Origin of the sequence: Mycolicibacterium confluentis, assembly GCF_010729895.1 — a bacterium.
GTDB classification, from domain to species: Bacteria; Actinomycetota; Actinomycetes; order Mycobacteriales; family Mycobacteriaceae; genus Mycobacterium; species Mycobacterium confluentis.
Window position 1 is genome coordinate 5,737,317 of record NZ_AP022612.1, and the last position, 17,739, is coordinate 5,755,055.

Consider the following 17,739-nt stretch of genomic DNA (forward strand, 5'->3'; position numbering starts at 1 on the left):
GGTGCGGGACTGAGGAGTGGCTGGCGAGGGCGAAATGGGGAGGCCGCCTAGACCCGGCGCGGTGCCGCCAAGCGCTCCCGCCGCAACTGCTCCACCTCGGGCAGCTCCAACGGCTCCAACGGTCCGACGACGGTCGACAGCAGATGGTCCGCCAACTCCGGATTGCGGGCCAGGCAGCAGCCGTGCAGGTACGTCGCGACCACCGACCCCTGCACCGCGCCGTCATACCCGTCGCCCAGGCGGTTGCCCGCACCCTTGGTCACGGCGGCAAGGGGACGAGCGGACGACCCGAGGACGGTCCCGCCGCGGTGGTTCTCAAAACCCGTCAGCGGTTGGGTGAGCCCGTCGATCAATGGCGTGGATGCGACCTCGCCGATCGTCCGAGTCTCCTGCGGCGACGTCGTGACGTCCAGCAGGCCGACGCCCTCGACCCGTTCACCGGCCGACGTCTCATACCAGTGCCCGAGCACCTGGATGGCCGCACAGATCGCGAGCACCGGCGCACCGCGGTCAGCGGCGCGCTGCAGGCCCGGGTACCGGATCAGGTGCTTGGTGGCCAACCGCTGCGCGTAATCCTCGGCACCGCCGAGCGTGTAGAGGTCCAGCGACTCGGGCACAGGGTCGGACAGCGTGATCTCAACGATCTCGGCGTCGATCCCGCGCAGACGCAACCGCTGCCGCAGCACCACGGCGTTGCCCCCGTCGCCGTAGGTCCCCATCACGTCGGGCAGCACCAACCCGATCTGCACGGTCATGACAACCGCCGATTTAACTGCAGGAACGCCGTATAGTTGGCGACGACCTCGACGTGCCCGGCCGGGCACGACGCGATGGCCGCCATGGTGTCGTGCACCAGTGTGTGCCCGACGCCGGCGTACCCCAGTCGCACCGCGAGGTCGGTGCCGCGTTCACCGGCGGCGACGACGGGGCGCTCCACGAAGTGCTCGAAGTTGACGTCCCACAGCCAGGACAGATCCTCGCCGTCGGGCACCTGCCCGTTGACCGAGATCACCACGCCCGCGGCCGACGGGTCGACCATGGACAGCGCCTCCTGCCAGCCCGCGGGGTTCTTGGCCAGCAGCACCCGCACGGTGTGGTCGCCCACCCGCACGGTCCGGTAGCGGCCGGCGACCTCGTCGACGCCCGAGACGGCGGCGACGGCGGCCACCGGATCGGCGCCCAGGGTGACGGCCGCGGCCACGGCCTGCGCGGCGTTGCCACGGTTGACCGCTCCAGGCAGCGCGAGGGTCATCGGCAGCGCCAGCCCGTCGGGGCCGTACAGCGTCTTCTCGTCGAACCACCACTGCGGGCTGGGCCGCTTGAAGTCGGTGCCCGTCGAGGACCAGTCGCTGCCCTCGCGGACGATGATCTCCCCGCTGCGCGGGCAGCTCACGGAGTCGTTGGACCAGCTTCCGCCGGCGGCCACCCAGACGACGTTGGGGCAGTCGTAGGCGGCCGAGGTCATCAGCACGTCGTCACAGTTGGCGACGACGACGGCGTCGGGATGACGCGCCAGGCCCGCGCGCAGGGTGCGTTCGATGTGGTTGATCTCACCCACGCGGTCAAGCTGGTCACGCGAGAGATTGAGCAGCACGATGACCGCGGGATCGACCGCGTCGGAGACGTGCGGCACGTGCATCTCGTCGACTTCGAGGGCCGCCAGAGCGGCATCACGGCGCGCCGCCAGCGCGGCGACCAGGCCCGCGTCCATGTTGGCGCCCTCGGCGTTGGTGGCGACATCGCCCAGGGTGGCGAGCGCGGCGGCGGCCATCCGAGTGGTCGTCGACTTGCCATTTGTGCCGGTCACGACCACTGAGCGACGTCCCTGGCCCAGTTGGCGCAGGATCGAGCGGTCCAGCGTCATGGCGATCAGGCCGCCGATCATCGCGCCCGCGCCGCGGCCGGTCACCCGCGAGGCCCAGCGCGCGGTTGACCCCGCGGCCAGGGCCAGACGTCCTCGGGCGGTGATCACGGGAGTCAATCTACTGAGGGGAGACACGGTTGCGCACAACGCCTGGTTTGTCACCGGTGCGTGCCATTCTGAGGCTGTGAGCCATTCCTGGGGCCGACCGGCTACAGCACCCGGTGAGGGCTGGGCCGTGGTCGATGTCGAGACGTCAGGTTTCCGTCCTGGCCAAGCCCGCGTGATCAGCGTCGCGGCGCTCGCGCTGGACGCGGACGGGCAGGTCGAGCAGTCCGTGGCCAGCCTGCTGAACCCGGGGGTCGATCCCGGGCCCACCCATGTGCACGGGTTGACGGCCGAGATGCTGGAGGATCAGCCGACCTTCGACGAGATCGCCAGCGATCTGATGAGCCTGCTGCAGGGCCGCACCCTGGTCGCCCACAACGTGGCGTTCGACCACGGGTTCCTGGCGGCCGAGGCCGAGCTGGCCGGCGCGGTGCTGCCGGTGGACACCGTGATGTGCACGGTGGAACTGGCGCGACGGCTGGAACTGGGCCTGGACAACCTGCGCCTGGAGACGCTCGCGCGGCATTGGGGCGTGCCACAGACCCGTGCGCATGACGCGTTCGACGACGCGCTGGTCCTGTCGCGCCTGCTGACCCCCGCACTCGAGCGGGCCCGCGAGCGTGACGTGTGGTTGCCGGTGCGGCCCGCGATGCGGCGACGGTGGCCCAACGGGCGGGTGACGCACGAGGAGATTCGCCCGTTGAAGGCGTTGGCGTCGCGGATGCCGTGCCCGTACCAGAACCCGGGCCGATATGTGCGCGGTCGGCCGCTGGTGCAGGGCATGCGGGTCGCACTGTCCGCGGAATGCACCCGCACGCACGAGGAACTGGTGGAGCGGATCCTGCACGCGGGCTTGGCCTATTGCGACAACGTCGATCCCGAGACGTCGCTGGTGATCTGCAATGAGGTGCGGCCCGAACAGGGAAAGGGCTTCCTGGCCAAGGAGTTCGGGGTTCCGGTGGTCTCCGACGGCGAGTTCATGGCGCACGTGGGAGACGTCGTCTGCGGAACGGGCATAGAGGAGTTCGTCGACGCCACCGCCGACGGCGGTCAGTTCGCGCTGTTCTGAAAAAGGTTGCGGGGCAGAGCAATCGGGACGCGGCCCGATGTGCCGTCACAGGACAGCGCATCGGACCACGTCGCCGAAACTAGCTGAGCGCCTTGGCCTTCAAGGAGTTGAACTCGTCCTGCGAGATGGTCCCCGCATCGAGCAGTTCCTTGGCGTCGGCGATCTCCTGCGCCGGCGAGCGTCCCGCCGCCGTGCGGATGTATTTCTCCGTCTCGAGCTGGGCCTCGGAGGCGGCTCGCTGCGCCCGCAGTGCCATGCCGCGCCCGCGGGTGATCAGGTAGACGAAGGCGGTCAGGTACGGGAACACGACCAGGAAGATCACCCACACGGCCTTGAGCCAACCCGACGTCTTGTGGTCACGCCAGAACAGATCGACGATGATGTTGAACATGATGATCAGGTACGCGATGAACGCGAAGATCACCAGCGAGTACCACAGCAGTCCCCAGAAAGCGTCCCAGTCGAAATGCACTTGAGGCTCCTTATTTCGATGCGACGCTGATGCGTCCCATTCCAGCGCGACAGCCTACTTCGCAAATTGACTCTTTGGTTGACAAAGCACTGCGGCCGGCTCGCTGGTGCACGAGCCGGCCGCAATGAACCTCAGATCTGAATGTCAGACCTTGTCTGCCTCGAGTTTCGCCTGTGCGGCCTCTTCCGCCTCGTCCTCTTCGACGAACCGCTTGAGGTAGGGCACGGCCAACCACAACGCGATCCCGACAGCGATCACGCCGCCGACCAGCTTTCCGACGATCATCGGAACGATCATGTTCGGCTGGAAGTTGGCGGTGAAAGCCAGGTAGTCGCCGATGGCGAACGCCGCACACACCGAGAAGGCGATGGTGAGCACGCGGTCGCGGGGCGGCATCAACGGAATGACGCGGTACAGCGCCAGGATGTTGGTCGCGCCGGCCAGGAAGCCGGTGATGCCCGCCTCGGAGACGCCCAGTCGGTCACCGACCGACTGCAGCGGCTTGGCCAGACCGGTGCGGATCAGGTACACCATCGGGAACGCGCCAGCCAGCATCACCGCGACGTAGCCACACACCTCGAGAGCGCGGAACTGGTCGTCGGCGTCGGCGATGAACGGCGCGAGCGGGAACGAGCCGAAGACCGTGGTGAAGACGCCGGTGAAGTACTCGACCACGTTCGCCGTCATCGAGACGGTCGTGACGACCACGATGACCTTGGCGAAGACCAGGAACGCCTTGACCGTGAGGCCGGTGAAGAACCGCAGCGCCATCGCCATCGCCACCATGATGATGACCAGCGGGATGAGGTTGAGCAGCACCTCACCGAAGGACAGGTCGAACGGCTTGGTGCCCGGGCCCGCGGTGTTGATCTCCTCGCGGAGCAGCACGCCGGACTGCATCAGCATCAACGCCATGATCACAGAGGTGAAGGGGATGGCCAGCAGACCGCACATCGTGCCCAGCGCCAAGTACTTGTGGTGCTTCGGGTCCAGAAGCGCCAGGCCGACCGGGAGCGAGAATGCGATCACCGCACCAGCGGTGAGGCCCACGGTGAAGGCCAGGATCCATGCGCCATGGCTGTCGGCGACCTCCAGCCCCAGCGCGTAGGAGCCCTGGTCGCTGGGCAGGAACGTGGCGACCGCGATCGCCGGATCCGAATGCAGCCACTTGTAGACGGGACCGATGGTCGCGTTGATGGCGGGCACCAGCAGGGGGATGATGCCCATCATGCCCGCCACGGGGATGAAGATCTGTCCCAGGACGCCGATGCCGTCCCGGAACTCGCCTGCCAGTGGCGAGTCGGGGCGCAGGATGTAGGCGCCGGCGCCGACGACCATACATGCCATCATCGCCCAGATGATGAACTGTCCGACAAGTTCCAAGGTGAATCACCCTCTCAATTCAGTGGTTGAAAATAACGGGACGCTGATCAACGGCCAGCGAGGTGCCCGCCGTCGATGATCAGTTCGGCGCCCGTGATATAAGCCGCGTCGTCGGAGGCCAGGAAGGCGACCGACGGGGAGATCTCTTCGCCAAGTGCGAAGCGGCCCAGCGGGACCGTCTGCAGGATCGACTCCGCTGAACCTTCGGGGAGCCCGGCGAGCTCCTCGCGCAGCATCGGGGTGTCGATGTAGCCGGGGTGAATGCTGTTGAAGCGGATACCTTCTCGGCCGTAGGTCAGGGCCAGCGACTTCGTCATGGTGGTCACCGCGCCCTTGGAGGCGATGTAGGCGAGGTAGCCGTCGGCGCCGATCAGACCGAAGATGCTCGAAGTGTTGATCACCGAGGCCACGGTGCTCTTGCGCAGCAGTGGCAGCGCGGCCTTGACGGCCAGGAAGATGCTCTTGGTGTTGATGTCGAGCGTGCGCTGCCAGGACTGCTCGGTGGCGTCTTCGGCGGTGAACAGGTCCAGGATCCCGGCGTTGTTGACCAGGATGTCGAGCCGGCCCTGATCGGTCTCGATCTCGGACACGATCTCCTGCCAGTGCTCGAAGCTGGCGACGTCATGCTTGCGGAAGTGCACGTCAAGGCCTTCTTCGCGCAGGCTGGCCTCGAGCGCGGAACCCGACTTGGTGTCGATGTCGGTGAAGTAGACGATCGCCCCCTCCTGCGCCAGGCGGCGGGTGTGGCCGGCGCCCTGTCCGTTGCTGCCACCGGTGATCAGCGCGATTCGTCCGACCAGTCGACGAGGTGTCGTCATGTACATATGCCCTTCTGTCAGTGATGTGCCACTCGGCACAACGTGTCGCGATTCGCTGCCAACGTTGTTCCGCATCATCGGGTTTGACCCGTTAGTCGGAGATCGTGCCAGCCGGTGCATGGTCCCGCGACTTGAATGTGGACATTTGTTGAAAGTGTGATCGCGGTTACATTAGGGGTGGCCGCTCATGCTGTCAACTGTGGGCGTCGATTCGGGATGCTCCGTTAACACGTTGATGCACAGACAGATTGAGATCCCGCGTATCCATTGACATGGGACGATCCCGCCCGTACGGTGCAGTCGATTCCTACATATGTCGGAATAATGTCACCAACGTGGGAGTGAATCGATGAGCAATCCGCTCGACCTGACCGGCAAAGTTGCGCTGGTCACCGGTGCGGCCCGAGGACAGGGGCGGTCGCACGCCATCAAGCTTGCCGAGCAGGGCGCGGACATCCTGGCTGTCGACATCTGCAGGCAGATCGACACCGTGCCGTATGCGATGTCGACGCCGGAGGACCTGGAAGAGACCGTGCGTCTGGTGACCCAGACCGGGCGACGCATCATCGCCGGCCAGGTGGACGTCCGTGATCTGGAAGCCCTGAAAACCTTCGTTGACCAGGGTTTTGCGGAACTGGGTCGGCTCGACGTGGTGGTGGCCAACGCCGGCACCGTCAACGACATCGCCCCGATGTGGGAGCTCAGCGAACGGCAGTTCCAGGATCAGCTCGACGTCAACCTCACGGGTGTCTGGAAGACCATCAAGGCAACCGTGCCGCACCTGCTCGCCCAGGGGCAGGGTGGATCGGTCATCATCATCAGCTCGATCTCGGGTCTGGTCGCCGAGCTGAACGTGGGCCACTACGCCGCGTCCAAGCACGGCGCCAACGGCCTGATGCGCACGCTGGCAGGCGAACTGGCGCCGCACCATATCCGGGTGAACTCGGTCAACCCGACCAATGTCGACACCCTGATGATCAATAACGACGCCTACAACACACTGTTCTCAGGCGGCAAGCCCGGTGCCACGCAGGAGGATTCGATTCCGGCCCTGATGGGCATGAATGCGCTGCCGATTCCCTTCGTCCAGCCCGAGGACATCAGCAACGCGGTGCTCTACCTGGCGTCGGATGCCAGCCGTTACGTCACCGGTACGGCCATGGTGGTCGACGCCGGCGCGATGGGTCCCTTCAAGGCCCCGCACGAGTGACCTGCTGGGAGGGTGTCCTCACTGCCGATAGAACGCGGTGAGGACGTCCTCCCGTTCGATGAAGGCCAGGCCGTGCTCCTCGGCGAATGCGGCACCTTCTTCGGGACCTGCCACCTCGCACGGATCGCGATCCGAGGTCAGCGCGCAGTATGCGGCCGTGGGTGAGGGATCCTTGGTCAGTCCCACCAGGATGAATGCCAGTTCGGCAGTCCCGGGGGAGACGCGAGAGTCGATGTCGCCGTTGACCGGGATGACGTGTCCGGGTCGGGTGAAATCAGCGCCCACGCTCGCCGGGTCACTGAGCAGGCGCAGGGTACGCGCCCGATCGACGGCCGAAATGCCCGTTCCGATGCCGGTTGCGGCGTCGACGGCGACGTGGAAACGGCTGGCGTGGGACTCGTCCTCGGCGGCCATCTTGGGAATCGACAACTGCCGCAAGCGGTCTCGACCCATCGCCACGCACACCAGCCCGGACCCCATTGAGATCATCTGGGCGACAGACTTGGAGGTGGCGGTGGCGGCCGAGAGCACCAGCGTGGATTCGCGCCCGTCCGACAGGATCACTATCTCGCCGCGTTCCAACGCGCTGCAGGCCAGGCGGGTTCGGTCGGCCCCCAGGTGGGACACGGGTGCGGGTTCGTCGGTGTGGACAGCCAGGGTGGTCATGGGATCACCTTCCTTTCGCGGGTGCGTATCGGTTGACGAGCCCGCCAACTAATAGTTTCATCATATGTAGAAACTCGCGTTTAGCCAGTCGTATCGAAAGATCGGAGCAGTGCCATGCCGACAGAACAGGACTTGTCCGCCGAATACCGCACGGTCATGGGCCATTTCCCCACCGGTGTCGTGGTCGTCAGCGGGATCTCCGGAGGGGCGCCCGTCGGCCTGACGGTGCAGTCGTTCATGGCGTTGTCCCTGCAACCGCGGATGATCCTGCTGTCTGTGGACCGCGGTTCGACCAGTTGGCCCCTGATCGCGGCAGGCGGAAAGCTCGCGGTGAACGTGATGGCGCAGGGTCAGGAGGGCGTCGCGATGACCTTCGCGAAGTCCGGCACCGACAAGTTCGCCGAGATCAGTTGGGCCGCAGGCCCGGAGACCGGGTCGCCGTTGATCGAGGGCTGCCAGGCGTGGATCGAGGCCGAAGTGGCTCAGACCTATGACGGCGGTGACCACGTGATCGTCACGGCGCACGTGCTCGCCATGCGCACCGCATCCGACGACGATTCGCAGCCGCTGGTGTTCTTCCGTTCGAAGTTCCGCCAGCTTGACCAACCGGCCCTCGTGGCCGGCTGAAACAGATAAGAGATAGTGAGGACAATTGTGATCGACCGCTACGACCCCCTGACCGTGGAGCTCACCGAGGCTGACCGGCCCGCGAGCACCGCGCCCGTCCGCTCGGCGGTGCTGTACGCCGAGGGCGGCCAGAAGCACGGCGTGTGGGAGGCCGAACCCGGCGTGCACAGCGAGTACCAGGGTCAGGAGACCGTCGTCATCCTGCAGGGACGCGCCACCGTCGTGGGTGGATCAGGCAAGACCGTCGAGATCGGCCCGGGCGATGTGCTGGTGTGCCAGCCGGGCGAGAAGATGACGTGGACCGTGCACGAGAAGATCCGCAAGGTGTTCGTCATCAACCAGTGACGACGCAGGGGGCGGCTACGAGGCCTTTGACCGACGCCTTGTCGTCGTCGCGCGCTTCGCAGCCGCCTTCTTCGCTGTCTTCTTCACCGGTTTGGCCGTCACCGGTTTGGCCGCCTCCTCCTGGCGGGGATATCCCCTGCTGGGATCGAGTTCCAGTGCCGCGCGGAGGAGTTCGCGGATCATGTCATCGCTCATCTGGTTGCCGTTGAGCACCCGCTGAACGGTCGACCCGTCCCAGACCGCCTCCATCATGTGGGCGGTCTTCGGCGACACGTACCGCTCGATGGCCGCGCGTGCCCGGCGCGACCATTTGTGGCCGAGCTCCCGATAGGCGTCCTGCCGACCGGCCTCGGCGAACAGCTCCCATTCCAGGATTGCGTTCCCCATGTCGGTGGTCATGGCGTTGACCAGCGTCAATGCGCCTTCGATCAGGTCCTCGTCGGAGGTGGCTCCCTCGAAGTGGGCCTCGTACTTCACCGACACGGTGTCCACGTAGTGCCCGAATGCGTCGAGGATGAGGTTGTCGAGGTTTTCGTAATGGTAGGTGCTGCTGCCCAGGGCCACGCCGGCGTAGCTGCAGACCTTGCGGTGCGTGACGCTCTTGACCCCGGATTCGCGGATGATCTGCAGGGCCGCTTCGACGAGGGCCATGGCTGTCGCCTCTGAGCGGCTGCCGGATCTCTTCACGGTGGTCTCCCATGATCATTCGCACTGGCTAACGAGTGCCCCCTCGCGTACGTCGCTGAGAGTACCGCAATCGACTCGGTCGAACGGCTGAAGCGGGCCGAAACTTGACTCCTACGGGCGTAGAAAACGCAGGTCAGGGCGCTGTGCCCGCCTGTCGCGTCGCGGCCTCCGTGAACGGTCAATCGCCCTGTGGCCCTTGGAGATATGTAAACGGGAAATTTCCTCGACGTTCCTGTTGACACTCCGCCCACCCGGCGTTAGTTTGACCGGGACGAAACTTTCAACAGATGTTTAAAGTTCGATCAACGCGGCCAGATCAGCCGATTCGCGGCAGGTTTGAGCCAACGGCCGGGTGACACGAACTCCCGGTTCTGCACCCACCGCAGAAAGGACGAGCTATGAAGTTCGGCATCTTCAACATCCCCTACTCGCGCGAATACTCCCACGGGAGGCGCACAGCCAAGCAGGTCGCCGACTGGGATCTTCAGATCACCAAGTGGGCTGACGAATACAATTGGTCTGAGGCGTATTTCGCTGAGCACTACACCCTCGGTGGCGAGCCCAGCCCGGCTCCCGACGCGATGATCGCGGCGGCTTCGCAGATCACGTCGCAGATCAAGCTCGGTGCGGCGGCTCACCTGCTGGCCTACCACAACCCGATCGCCCTGGCGCACCGCATCATGTGGCTGGACCACCTGACCGGTGGCCGCTACATCGCCGGCTTCGCACCGGGCGCGTTCCCGAGTGACGCCCAGCTGTTCAACACGGGCAAGAACAACCCCGAGATGATGACCGAGGCCATCGAGATCATCGAGGCGATCTGGGGCAGGACGGGCGCGTTCCGCATCGAGGGCAAGTACTGGACCGTCGACATGCCGGCCTACTCGGACGACATCCACGGCCCGCACCTCAAGCCGCTGCAGGACCGCATCCCGGTGATCATGACCGGTATGCAGGCCAAGTCGCCGACCCTGACCGTCGCCGGCAAGAACGGCTACTTCCCGATGAGCCAGCAGGTGCACTCGTCGGTGCTGACTCAGCACTGGGACACCTACGCTGCCGCCGCCGAGTCCGCGGGTCACACCCCGGATCGCGGAGACTGGCGGATCTGTCGCGACGTCCTCGTGGCCGACTCGGATGAGGAGGCGCGTGACGCCTACCTGAACGGGTCGATGGGCGACCTGTGGGGCAACTACAACATCCCCACGTTCATCAACCTCGGCCTGGGCGAACTGATGACCGGCGGCACGATCCCGGTCGACCAGCTCTCCGCGGACTGGATGGTGGACAACTTCCACATCGTCGGCTCGCCCGAGACCGTCGCGTCCAAGATCGAGGCGCTCTACAACGAGGTCGGCGGATTCGGCAGCCTGATCTCGTTCGGTCACGAGTACACCGACAACCCGGAGGTCTACCGCAAGAGCTTCGAACTGGTCGGGACCAAGGTTGCGCCGATGGTCGCCAACCTGAAGCCCTGATGATCTGATCTCTCGGCAATGAAAGGCCGGCCGGGTGAGCGTTCTGCTCACCCGGCCGGCTTTTCTGTTCTTGGTGTGTCAGCGCAGAAGACGCAGGGGACCTCTTGACGGACTGGATGCCGGAGACATCCAGTCCGTCAGGAGGTCCTCTTGCGCTCTAAACGCCGGTCGTCAGCCGGCGCAGCTGGGCGGTGGCCACCGAAAGCACGGATAGGTCGGGGTTTTCGGTGTTCTGGAACTCCTGGAGCGTGCGGCGGGCGCGCTCAATGCGTGACCTGTTGTACGACTCGAACTCCTCGATGACGTCCACGCCGTCGGTGTGAGCACCGACGAGTCGGTGGACGTCGCGCGCCAGGTCGCGAAGCGATCGGTAGAGATCCTCACGCAACGCCAACCGCGCCAGCGCGTTCCACCGGCCACTGCGCGGCAGCGACGACACCGCAAGCAACAGGTTGTCGACGCCGAGGTGCTCGGACAACTCGAAGTAGATGTGCGCGAGACGGGTGGCGTCCTCGTCGTGCTCATGCGCCATCTCGATGATGTCGAGAAGGCTGTAGGCGTAGAGCGAGTCGCTGATCCGGCGCGCGATGTCGGTGGGCACCCCCTGTGCTTCCCACTCCTCACGCCACCTGTTCACCGTCGCCAGTTCGCCGCCACGCAGCATCTCGATGAGTTTCCCCCGCAGCGTCGGCACCGCCTGGAACCGGCCACATTCCAGGTCGATCGACAAGGGCTGCGGTCGGTTGACCAGGAACCAGCGCGACGCCCGATCGAGCAGACGGCGGGCTTCGATCACGAGGTCATCGGTCAACGCGGGGGCCAAGCCCGCCGCACGGATGTCGTCCCACAACGCGTCGAGTTCGAAGACTCCGGAGACGATGGCGTGGGCGCGGACAATCTCACCGGTGGTGGCGCCGGTCTCCTCGGCGAGGCGGAACGCGTACGTCAGCCCCGACGTCGCGAGGAGGTGGTTGACCACCGAGGTCGCGATGATCTCGCGCCGCAGCGGGTGCTCACTGAGCTGATCGCCCATGCGTTGACGCAGTGTCGCTGGGAAGTACCGGTGCAGTGCTGCCGTGAAGTGCGGGTCGTCGTCGAAGTCGTCGGAGGCCAGCAGGTCTGCCTTGAGGGCGAGCTTGGTGTGTGCCATCAGGGTCGCAAGCTGTGGCCCGCACAGGCTGCCGCCGGACTTGGCGAGCTCGGCGAACTCGTCTGCGCTGGGCAGATTCTCGCGTTCCCGATGCAGATCGCGGTCGCGTTCGAGCGCCGTCGTCATGCGTGCGTGGGTGGTGACCATCTGGGCGGCGTTGGCCCTGGCGTCCCGCAGCAGTCGGTTGTGCGCCAGGTTGTTCGCCAGCACATGCGCGGCGACCTCGTCGGTCATCTCCACCAACAACGCGTCGCGGTCCGCGGCGGGATGACGGCCGGCGAGGAGAATCTTGATGTTCACCTCGTGGTCCGAGCAGTCGACACCGGCCGCGTTGTCGATCGCGTCGGTGTTGATGTGTCCACCGCGCCGCGCGAATTCGATGCGGCCGCGCTGTGACACGCCGAGGTTGCCGCCTTCGACGATCACGCGGGCCCGAACCTGCGAGGCGTCCACGCGGACACCGTCGTTGACCTTGTCGGTGACGTCGGCGTGCTGCTCGTCGCTGGCCTTGATGTAGGTGCCGATGCCGCCGTTGAACAGCAGATCCACGGGGGCGCACAGGATGTGGCGGATCAGATCAGTGGGGGTCACGTGCTGTGCCGCATCGTCAATGCCCAGGGCATGGCGCATCTGCGGGGAGACCGGAATGGTCTTCGCGGTCCGTGGCCAGACGCCGCCGCCGGCACTGATGACCGCGCGGTCGTAGTCGTCCCAGGACGAGCGTGCCAGGGCGAAGAGTCGTTCCCGCTCACCGTAGGCGTCGCGCGTGGCCGGGTCGGGGTCGATGAAGATGTGCCGATGGTCGAATGCGGCGATGAGCCTGATTCCGCGCCGCAGCAGCATGCCATTGCCGAAGACGTCGCCGCTCATGTCGCCGACGCCGACGACGCGGAATTCATCGGTGTCGGAATCGATTCCGAGCTCGCGGAGGTGGCTGTCGCCGCTGATCCAGGCGCCCCGGGCGGTGATGCCCATGGCCTTGTGGTCGTAGCCCGCCGAACCACCGGAGGCGAACGCGTCGCCCAGCCAGTAGCCACGGCCGACCGCGACAGCGTTGGCGACATCGGAGAAGGTCGCCGTCCCCTTGTCCGCCGCGACCACGAGGTAGGGGTCCGCACCGTCATGGCGCACCGGTGCCGCCGCCGACGAATCAGAGTCGGCGGCATTGTCGACCACATCGAGCAGGGCCGAGACGAACTGTTGGTAGCAGCGCATGCCGTCCTCGCGGGACGGGGCGGTTGACTTGACCACGAAGACGCCCTTGGCGCCGGCGGGCACGATCATCGCATTCTTGACCGCTTGTGCCTTGACCAGGCCCAGAACCTCGGTGCGGTAGTCGTCGTGTCGGTCGGACCAGCGCAGGCCGCCGCGCGCCACCAGACCGAACCGCAGATGCACTCCCTCGAATTCGGGTGAGTACACGAAGATCTCGGACAGTGGGCGAGGTTGGGGCAGCTCGTCGATCTGTTGCGCGTCGAGCTTGTGGACCAGATACGGCGCCGACGGACCGAGTGCCTCCGGTGCGAACGCGTTGGTGCGCAGTGTCGCGTTGATCAGGTTGCGGTAGGCGCGCATGACGCGGTCGGCGTCGATGTGCACCAGGCCGTCGATCGCGGTTCCCAGTTGGTCATCCGCGGCGGTGGGGTCGGCCTGACGGTCGAAGCGGGCTTCGAACAACGCCACGGCCGCGGCAGCGGCGGCGGGATTGTCGAGCAGCACCTGCTGAATTCGGCTCTGTCCGTAAGGCAAAGGCAGCTGCCGCAGGTAGCGGCTGTAGCTGCGCAGCACCGCAACCTGGCGCCAGTCGAGTCCGGCCGCCGGGATCAATGCATTGAAGCGATCGGCTTCGATGCGACCCGTCCAGATCGCGCGGAAGGTGTCGCAGATCTGCTGCTCGGCCTTCGGCCAGTTCGCCGCGAAGCCCTGTGCTCCTTCGGTGTTGGGGTCGAGGACGAGTTCGTAGATGTGGCATACGGTGCCGTCGGAGCGCGTCCAGGTGGTGGTGTACTCGTTGATGACCTCGAGATCCATACTCTCGAGTCCGGGCAACATCCGGCGCAGTGGCACCGGATGTGCCGCGGCGAGTGCGAAACTCAGCCGATCGACACGGTTCACCCTCACGTTGATCTCGTCAGCGGACAGTGTGTTCAGTTCTTCGACGTTGAAGAACGAAACCGGGGACGCCACAGATTCCTCCTGCTTTCAGTCATGCTGCACATCGGTGGGCAGCATGACTGAAAGTCTGCAGGGAAAAGCGCCCTCAGGGCTCGAGCACTCCGTCAACAAACACGATCAGTCCGTGACACTGTGTAAAAGGGCGCGCGTCAGCGACGGGCGGCGCGGTTGACCGCCGACACCACGGCACGCAGCGAGGCCGTCGTGATCGACGTCGCGATGCCGACTCCCCAGACGGTCTTGCCGCCGACGGAGGCCTCGACGTACGCGGCGGCCTGCGCCTCCTCACCGGAGGACATCGCGTGCTCGGAGTAGTCCAGCACGTTGATGTCGTAACCGATGGCGCCCAACGCATCGACGAACGCCGCCAGCGGTCCGTTTCCGGCGCCGACGATCTCGCGCTCGACTCCGTCGATCTTGACGACCGCGGTGATGCTGTCGGTGCCGCCGTCCTCTTCTGAGGCGTCGACCTTCTGCCGGATCCGCTCCAGGGGAGTGATCGGCGCCAGGTACTCCTCGGAGAACGCCTCCCAGATCTCCTTGGGGGAAACCTCTCCGCCCTCACCGCCCGGGCCCTCGGCGATCTCTTGGATCACCCTGCTGAACTCGATCTGCAGGCGCCGCGGCAGCGCCAGGCCGTGGTCGGCCTTCATGATGTAGGCGACGCCGCCCTTGCCGGACTGCGAGTTGACCCGGATGACCGCCTCGTAGGTGCGGCCGACGTCCTTGGGGTCGATCGGCAGATACGGGACCTGCCACAGGATGTCGTCGACATCCTTGTCGGCCTCGTCGGCGTCGATCTTCATCTGGTCCAGGCCCTTGTTGATGGCGTCCTGGTGGCTTCCGGAGAACGCCGTGTACACCAGGTCGCCGCCGTAGGGGTGCCGCTCGGGAACGGGCAGCTGGTTGCAGTACTCGACCGTGCGGCGGATCTCGTCGATGTTGGAGAAGTCGATCTGCGGGTCCACACCGCGGCTGAACATGTTCAGGCCCAGCGTCACCAGGCATACGTTGCCGGTGCGCTCACCGTTGCCGAACAGGCAGCCCTCGATCCGGTCCGCGCCGGCCTGGTAACCCAGTTCGGCTGCGGCGACGCCGGTTCCGCGGTCGTTGTGCGGGTGCAGGCTCAGGATGACGGAGTCCCGGCGGGCCAGGTTGCGGCTCATCCACTCGATCGAGTCGGCGTACACGTTGGGCGTGGCCATCTCGACAGTCGCCGGCAGATTGATGATCACCGGGTTCTCCGGGGTGGCGCCCAGGGTTTCGGTGACCGCGTCGCAGACCTCTTTGGCGTAGGACAGCTCGGTGCCGGTGTAGGACTCGGGGGAGTACTCCCAGCGCCAGTTGGTGTCCGGGTACTTCTTGGCCTCCTGCAGAACCAGTTCGGCGGCGTCGGTGGCGATCTTCTTGATCGCGTTCTTGTCGGCGCGGAACACGACGCGACGCTGCAGGATCGAGGTGGAGTTGTAGAAGTGCACGATCGCGTGCTTCGCGCCGCGGCACGCCTCGAAGGTGCGGGTGATCAGCTCGGGACGGGACTGGGTCAGCACCTGGATGGTGACGTCGTCCGGGATGGCACCGTCCTCGATGATCTCGCGGACGAAATCGAAATCGGTCTGGCTGGCCGACGGGAAACCGACCTCGATCTCCTTGTAGCCCATCCGCACCAGCAGGTCGAACATGCGGCGCTTGCGGGCCGGGCTCATCGGATCGATCAGGGCCTGGTTGCCGTCGCGCAGGTCGACCGCGCACCACATGGGGGCGGTCTCGATCACCTTGTCCGGCCAGGTGCGGTCGGGCAGGCGGATGGACTCGACCTCGTCAGCGAAGCTGCGGTACCGGTCGGCGGGCATCGAGGATCCGCGCTGCGTGTTCCAGGCGGGCTGGCCGGGGTTCGGTGCGCCGGACGGCGTGGTGATGGTGCGGACCGACGAGAAGGCGTCGGGAGAGGAGATCTCGGCTTTGGTGAAGCTGGTCATGATGGTGGCTCCGTGGTCTTGTATGGAATTCAGACCGGCGCATCGCGAAGACCCGCGACGGGAGGCCAGTCTGGATCAGACCCCGTCGCGGCGTCCGAGAAGGAGGACCCGCTGCACGGCAAACACTGTACTCCGGTGGGTCCGTGTAGCCAAAACTGCCGTCGTGGAACAGACTGGGGCCGTGAAAGCGCAGGTAGTCGCCCTGGTGTTGGGGATCGTGCTGGTCGGATGCGGCCAGCCGGTGGACGGCACCGCGACCGCGCGCGAACCCTCCGCCGACCCGGGGTTCTTCTTCGCCGACGACGTCCCCACCCACGGTCAGACCGTCGGCAAAAGCGACGCCGTGATGCTGTCCTATCTGAGGGCGATGCGCCGCCTGGATGTCTGCGGGCTGATCGAGCAGGAGACCCAGAGCGCGATCGGCGACATTTCCGCGATGTCCACGTTGTACGCGTTCGATGAGTGCGACGTCGAGGTCAAGATGCCCGGCGTGGCCAACCGGAAGTTTCTCAACGTGACGCTGGACCTGGCGAAGGTCAAGGAGCCCCCGTCGTTCCGGGCCGGCGACGTGCCGGTGTACGAGAGTGCGCCGAGGTCCTGCGAGTACGTCATCCCGGTGGCGCTGGGGGACCTTCCTGGCGCGTCGCCGCTGCGCAAGCCCGTGCAGCCCGTCGTCCGGGTGGGGCAGATCGGTGATCAGGACTGCGAGCTGACCAAGAAGTTCGCCGCGGGTGTGGCCGAGACGGTCGGCACCGCGCCGCTGCCTCCGCGTGATGCCGCGGCCGTCTACCCCGTCGCCCTGGCCGAGCGGGACCCCTGTGAGGTGCTGTCGGCGATCGCCGACGAGGTCGACCACTGGGACGTCGCCGCCTCGCGGCCGTATGCGTGCGAGTTCGGGGTGTGGCGCGACGGCGACCCGGACGTGGTGGGTCTGCGGTTGACGCTGCAGCCCAAGATCGTTGACATCGCGACCGAGGGGCGAAAGCAGTTGAAGACGCCCGACGGTGACGAGCTGTACCTGGATCCGACGTTCTGCAGTGCGACGGTGTTCACCGGCCCGACGATGCAGCGCCGGCTGGCCGGCGGGGACTTCGTCGACGTGGAGAACGTCGTGGTGCGCCCCGCCGTCACGGTCGACGGCGGCAAGGGGGATTGTGCGGCCGCCGTGGACGTGGCTGGGGTGGCGGCGCGGGTGTTCGGCTGAGGGGTTGCGTCGAAACGCCGCTACAACTCGTCCATCACGCGGAGGAACTCGGCGGCAGCCTGCCGGAGTGCATCGACGAACTTCTCCTCGTCGACGACGGCGGTCCGTCGATCTGGGCCCGGGTTGCTGGTCACCCGCAGAACGCCGGGACGGATGCGCTCAAAGACGAATTTCAACGGCTGGTCTGGGAACTGGCCCTCGACGCGGTCGCTCGACTCCAACCTGTCCAGCATGCCGAGGATGTAGTGCCACAGGACGTCGATCAGATCCCACATGGACTTGTCGAAGATCGGGACCCAATTGACGGTGAGTTCGAGTGCACCGTCGATGTAGTCCCGGTTGGGGAAGGTGTACGACATTCCCGGTGTCATGGGCACGAAGTTCTGGCCGCGAGGATCGCAGAAGTACTGACGAATGGTCACGCTCATGGCTGCCCCTGTGTGCCGGATGCTGGTGCGGCCTCAATCCTGATGCGCCGGCGGCGTCCCAGTCTGCGACGAATGCGAG

The 17,739-nt window shown here is 65.9% G+C and carries 16 protein-coding genes; 6 read left to right on the forward strand and 10 right to left on the reverse strand.

Features of this window, described 5'->3' with window-relative positions; all coding sequences use genetic code 11:
- Positions 1–47 precede the first annotated feature (47 nt).
- Together G6N34_RS26915 and G6N34_RS26920 are read right to left on the reverse strand one after the other, a co-directional pair.
- Entirely contained in the window at positions 48–755 is a 708-nt protein-coding gene (locus G6N34_RS26915; RefSeq protein WP_085154376.1) for a type 1 glutamine amidotransferase, read from the reverse strand.
- Positions 752–1,972 (reverse strand): Mur ligase family protein, encoded by a 1,221-nt coding sequence (locus tag G6N34_RS26920; protein WP_085154378.1) that lies wholly within the window; start codon positions 1,970–1,972, stop codon positions 752–754. Before G6N34_RS26920 ends, G6N34_RS26915 begins: the two co-directional genes overlap by 4 nt.
- A 76-nt stretch (positions 1,973–2,048) precedes the next feature.
- On the opposite strand from G6N34_RS26920, the gene G6N34_RS26925 reads away from it, so the two are divergent.
- On the forward strand, positions 2,049–3,038 hold the full coding sequence (locus G6N34_RS26925) for a DEDDh family exonuclease (protein WP_085154380.1): 990 nt from the start codon (positions 2,049–2,051) through the stop codon (positions 3,036–3,038).
- Positions 3,039–3,117: 79 nt separating this feature from the next.
- On the opposite strand, the gene G6N34_RS26930 is transcribed toward G6N34_RS26925, so the two are convergent.
- The 3 genes from G6N34_RS26930 to G6N34_RS26940 form a co-directional block, all read right to left on the reverse strand.
- Positions 3,118–3,510 (reverse strand): SHOCT domain-containing protein, encoded by a 393-nt coding sequence (locus tag G6N34_RS26930; RefSeq protein ID WP_085154382.1) that lies wholly within the window; start codon positions 3,508–3,510, stop codon positions 3,118–3,120.
- A 144-nt stretch (positions 3,511–3,654) separates the two neighbouring features.
- Positions 3,655–4,893 carry an ethanolamine utilization protein EutH gene (locus tag G6N34_RS26935; RefSeq protein WP_085154384.1) on the reverse strand — a complete coding sequence of 413 codons (1,239 nt, stop codon included), beginning with the start codon at positions 4,891–4,893 and terminating at the stop codon, positions 3,655–3,657.
- 47 nt (positions 4,894–4,940) lie between these two features.
- A complete protein-coding gene (locus tag G6N34_RS26940; protein ID WP_163645551.1) occupies positions 4,941–5,711 on the reverse strand; it encodes an SDR family NAD(P)-dependent oxidoreductase in 771 nt (256 codons plus the stop codon).
- 349 nt (positions 5,712–6,060) lie between these two features.
- Between G6N34_RS26940 and G6N34_RS26945 the strand changes: the two genes are divergently transcribed.
- Positions 6,061–6,921, forward strand: coding sequence for a mycofactocin-coupled SDR family oxidoreductase (locus G6N34_RS26945; RefSeq protein ID WP_085154388.1), 861 nt, complete (start codon positions 6,061–6,063; stop codon positions 6,919–6,921).
- Positions 6,922–6,939: 18 nt separating this feature from the next.
- On the opposite strand, the gene G6N34_RS26950 is transcribed toward G6N34_RS26945, so the two are convergent.
- A complete protein-coding gene (locus G6N34_RS26950; protein ID WP_085154390.1) occupies positions 6,940–7,587 on the reverse strand; it encodes a 3,4-dihydroxy-2-butanone-4-phosphate synthase in 648 nt (215 codons plus the stop codon).
- 114 nt (positions 7,588–7,701) lie between these two features.
- Here G6N34_RS26950 and G6N34_RS26955 point away from each other — a divergent pair, with 114 nt between their 5' ends.
- Positions 7,702–8,214: a flavin reductase family protein gene (locus G6N34_RS26955; RefSeq protein ID WP_085154392.1), complete on the forward strand. Its 513-nt coding sequence runs from the start codon at positions 7,702–7,704 to the stop codon at positions 8,212–8,214.
- Between the two features lie 15 nt (positions 8,215–8,229).
- A complete protein-coding gene (locus tag G6N34_RS26960; RefSeq protein WP_234813017.1) occupies positions 8,230–8,559 on the forward strand; it encodes a cupin domain-containing protein in 330 nt (109 codons plus the stop codon).
- 15 nt (positions 8,560–8,574) lie between these two features.
- Here the strand turns inward: G6N34_RS26960 and G6N34_RS26965 are convergent, their stop codons facing one another.
- Entirely contained in the window at positions 8,575–9,210 is a 636-nt protein-coding gene (locus tag G6N34_RS26965; RefSeq protein ID WP_179965804.1) for a TetR/AcrR family transcriptional regulator, read from the reverse strand.
- Between the two features lie 434 nt (positions 9,211–9,644).
- Between G6N34_RS26965 and G6N34_RS26970 the strand changes: the two genes are divergently transcribed.
- Positions 9,645–10,724, forward strand: a complete 1,080-nt coding sequence (locus tag G6N34_RS26970) for an LLM class flavin-dependent oxidoreductase (RefSeq protein ID WP_085154394.1) — start codon at positions 9,645–9,647, stop codon at positions 10,722–10,724.
- A gap of 157 nt (positions 10,725–10,881) precedes the next feature.
- Here the strand turns inward: G6N34_RS26970 and G6N34_RS26975 are convergent, their stop codons facing one another.
- Positions 10,882–14,061, reverse strand: a complete 3,180-nt coding sequence (locus G6N34_RS26975; RefSeq protein WP_085154396.1) for an NAD-glutamate dehydrogenase domain-containing protein — start codon at positions 14,059–14,061, stop codon at positions 10,882–10,884.
- 137 nt (positions 14,062–14,198) lie between these two features.
- The gene (gene leuA / locus G6N34_RS26980; protein WP_085154398.1) at positions 14,199–16,028 is read right to left on the reverse strand and encodes a 2-isopropylmalate synthase; all 1,830 of its coding nucleotides are present in this window, start codon (positions 16,026–16,028) and stop codon (positions 14,199–14,201) included.
- Between the two features lie 181 nt (positions 16,029–16,209).
- Between leuA and G6N34_RS26985 the strand changes: the two genes are divergently transcribed.
- On the forward strand, positions 16,210–17,232 hold the full coding sequence (locus tag G6N34_RS26985) for a hypothetical protein (protein ID WP_133057802.1): 1,023 nt from the start codon (positions 16,210–16,212) through the stop codon (positions 17,230–17,232).
- 20 nt (positions 17,233–17,252) lie between these two features.
- On the opposite strand, the gene G6N34_RS26990 is transcribed toward G6N34_RS26985, so the two are convergent.
- Positions 17,253–17,660, reverse strand: a complete 408-nt coding sequence (locus G6N34_RS26990; RefSeq protein WP_085154402.1) for a hypothetical protein — start codon at positions 17,658–17,660, stop codon at positions 17,253–17,255.
- Positions 17,661–17,739: the final 79 nt, after the last annotated feature.

Excerpts from the sequence above, each read along its gene's own strand:
- G6N34_RS26970 (WP_085154394.1), top strand. The coding sequence starts at position 9,645 with ATGAAGTTCGGCATCTTCAACATCCCCTACTCGCGCGAATACTCCCAC.
- G6N34_RS26945 (WP_085154388.1), top strand. The coding sequence starts at position 6,061 with ATGAGCAATCCGCTCGACCTGACCGGCAAAGTTGCGCTGGTCACCGGT.
- G6N34_RS26990 (WP_085154402.1), bottom strand. The coding sequence starts at position 17,660 with ATGAGCGTGACCATTCGTCAGTACTTCTGCGATCCTCGCGGCCAGAAC.
- G6N34_RS26965 (WP_179965804.1), bottom strand. The coding sequence starts at position 9,210 with ATGGCCCTCGTCGAAGCGGCCCTGCAGATCATCCGCGAATCCGGGGTC.
- leuA (WP_085154398.1), bottom strand. The coding sequence starts at position 16,028 with ATGACCAGCTTCACCAAAGCCGAGATCTCCTCTCCCGACGCCTTCTCG.
- G6N34_RS26955 (WP_085154392.1), top strand. The coding sequence starts at position 7,702 with ATGCCGACAGAACAGGACTTGTCCGCCGAATACCGCACGGTCATGGGC.
- G6N34_RS26940 (WP_163645551.1), bottom strand. The coding sequence starts at position 5,711 with ATGACGACACCTCGTCGACTGGTCGGACGAATCGCGCTGATCACCGGT.
- G6N34_RS26950 (WP_085154390.1), bottom strand. The coding sequence starts at position 7,587 with ATGACCACCCTGGCTGTCCACACCGACGAACCCGCACCCGTGTCCCAC.
- G6N34_RS26915 (WP_085154376.1), bottom strand. The coding sequence starts at position 755 with ATGACCGTGCAGATCGGGTTGGTGCTGCCCGACGTGATGGGGACCTAC.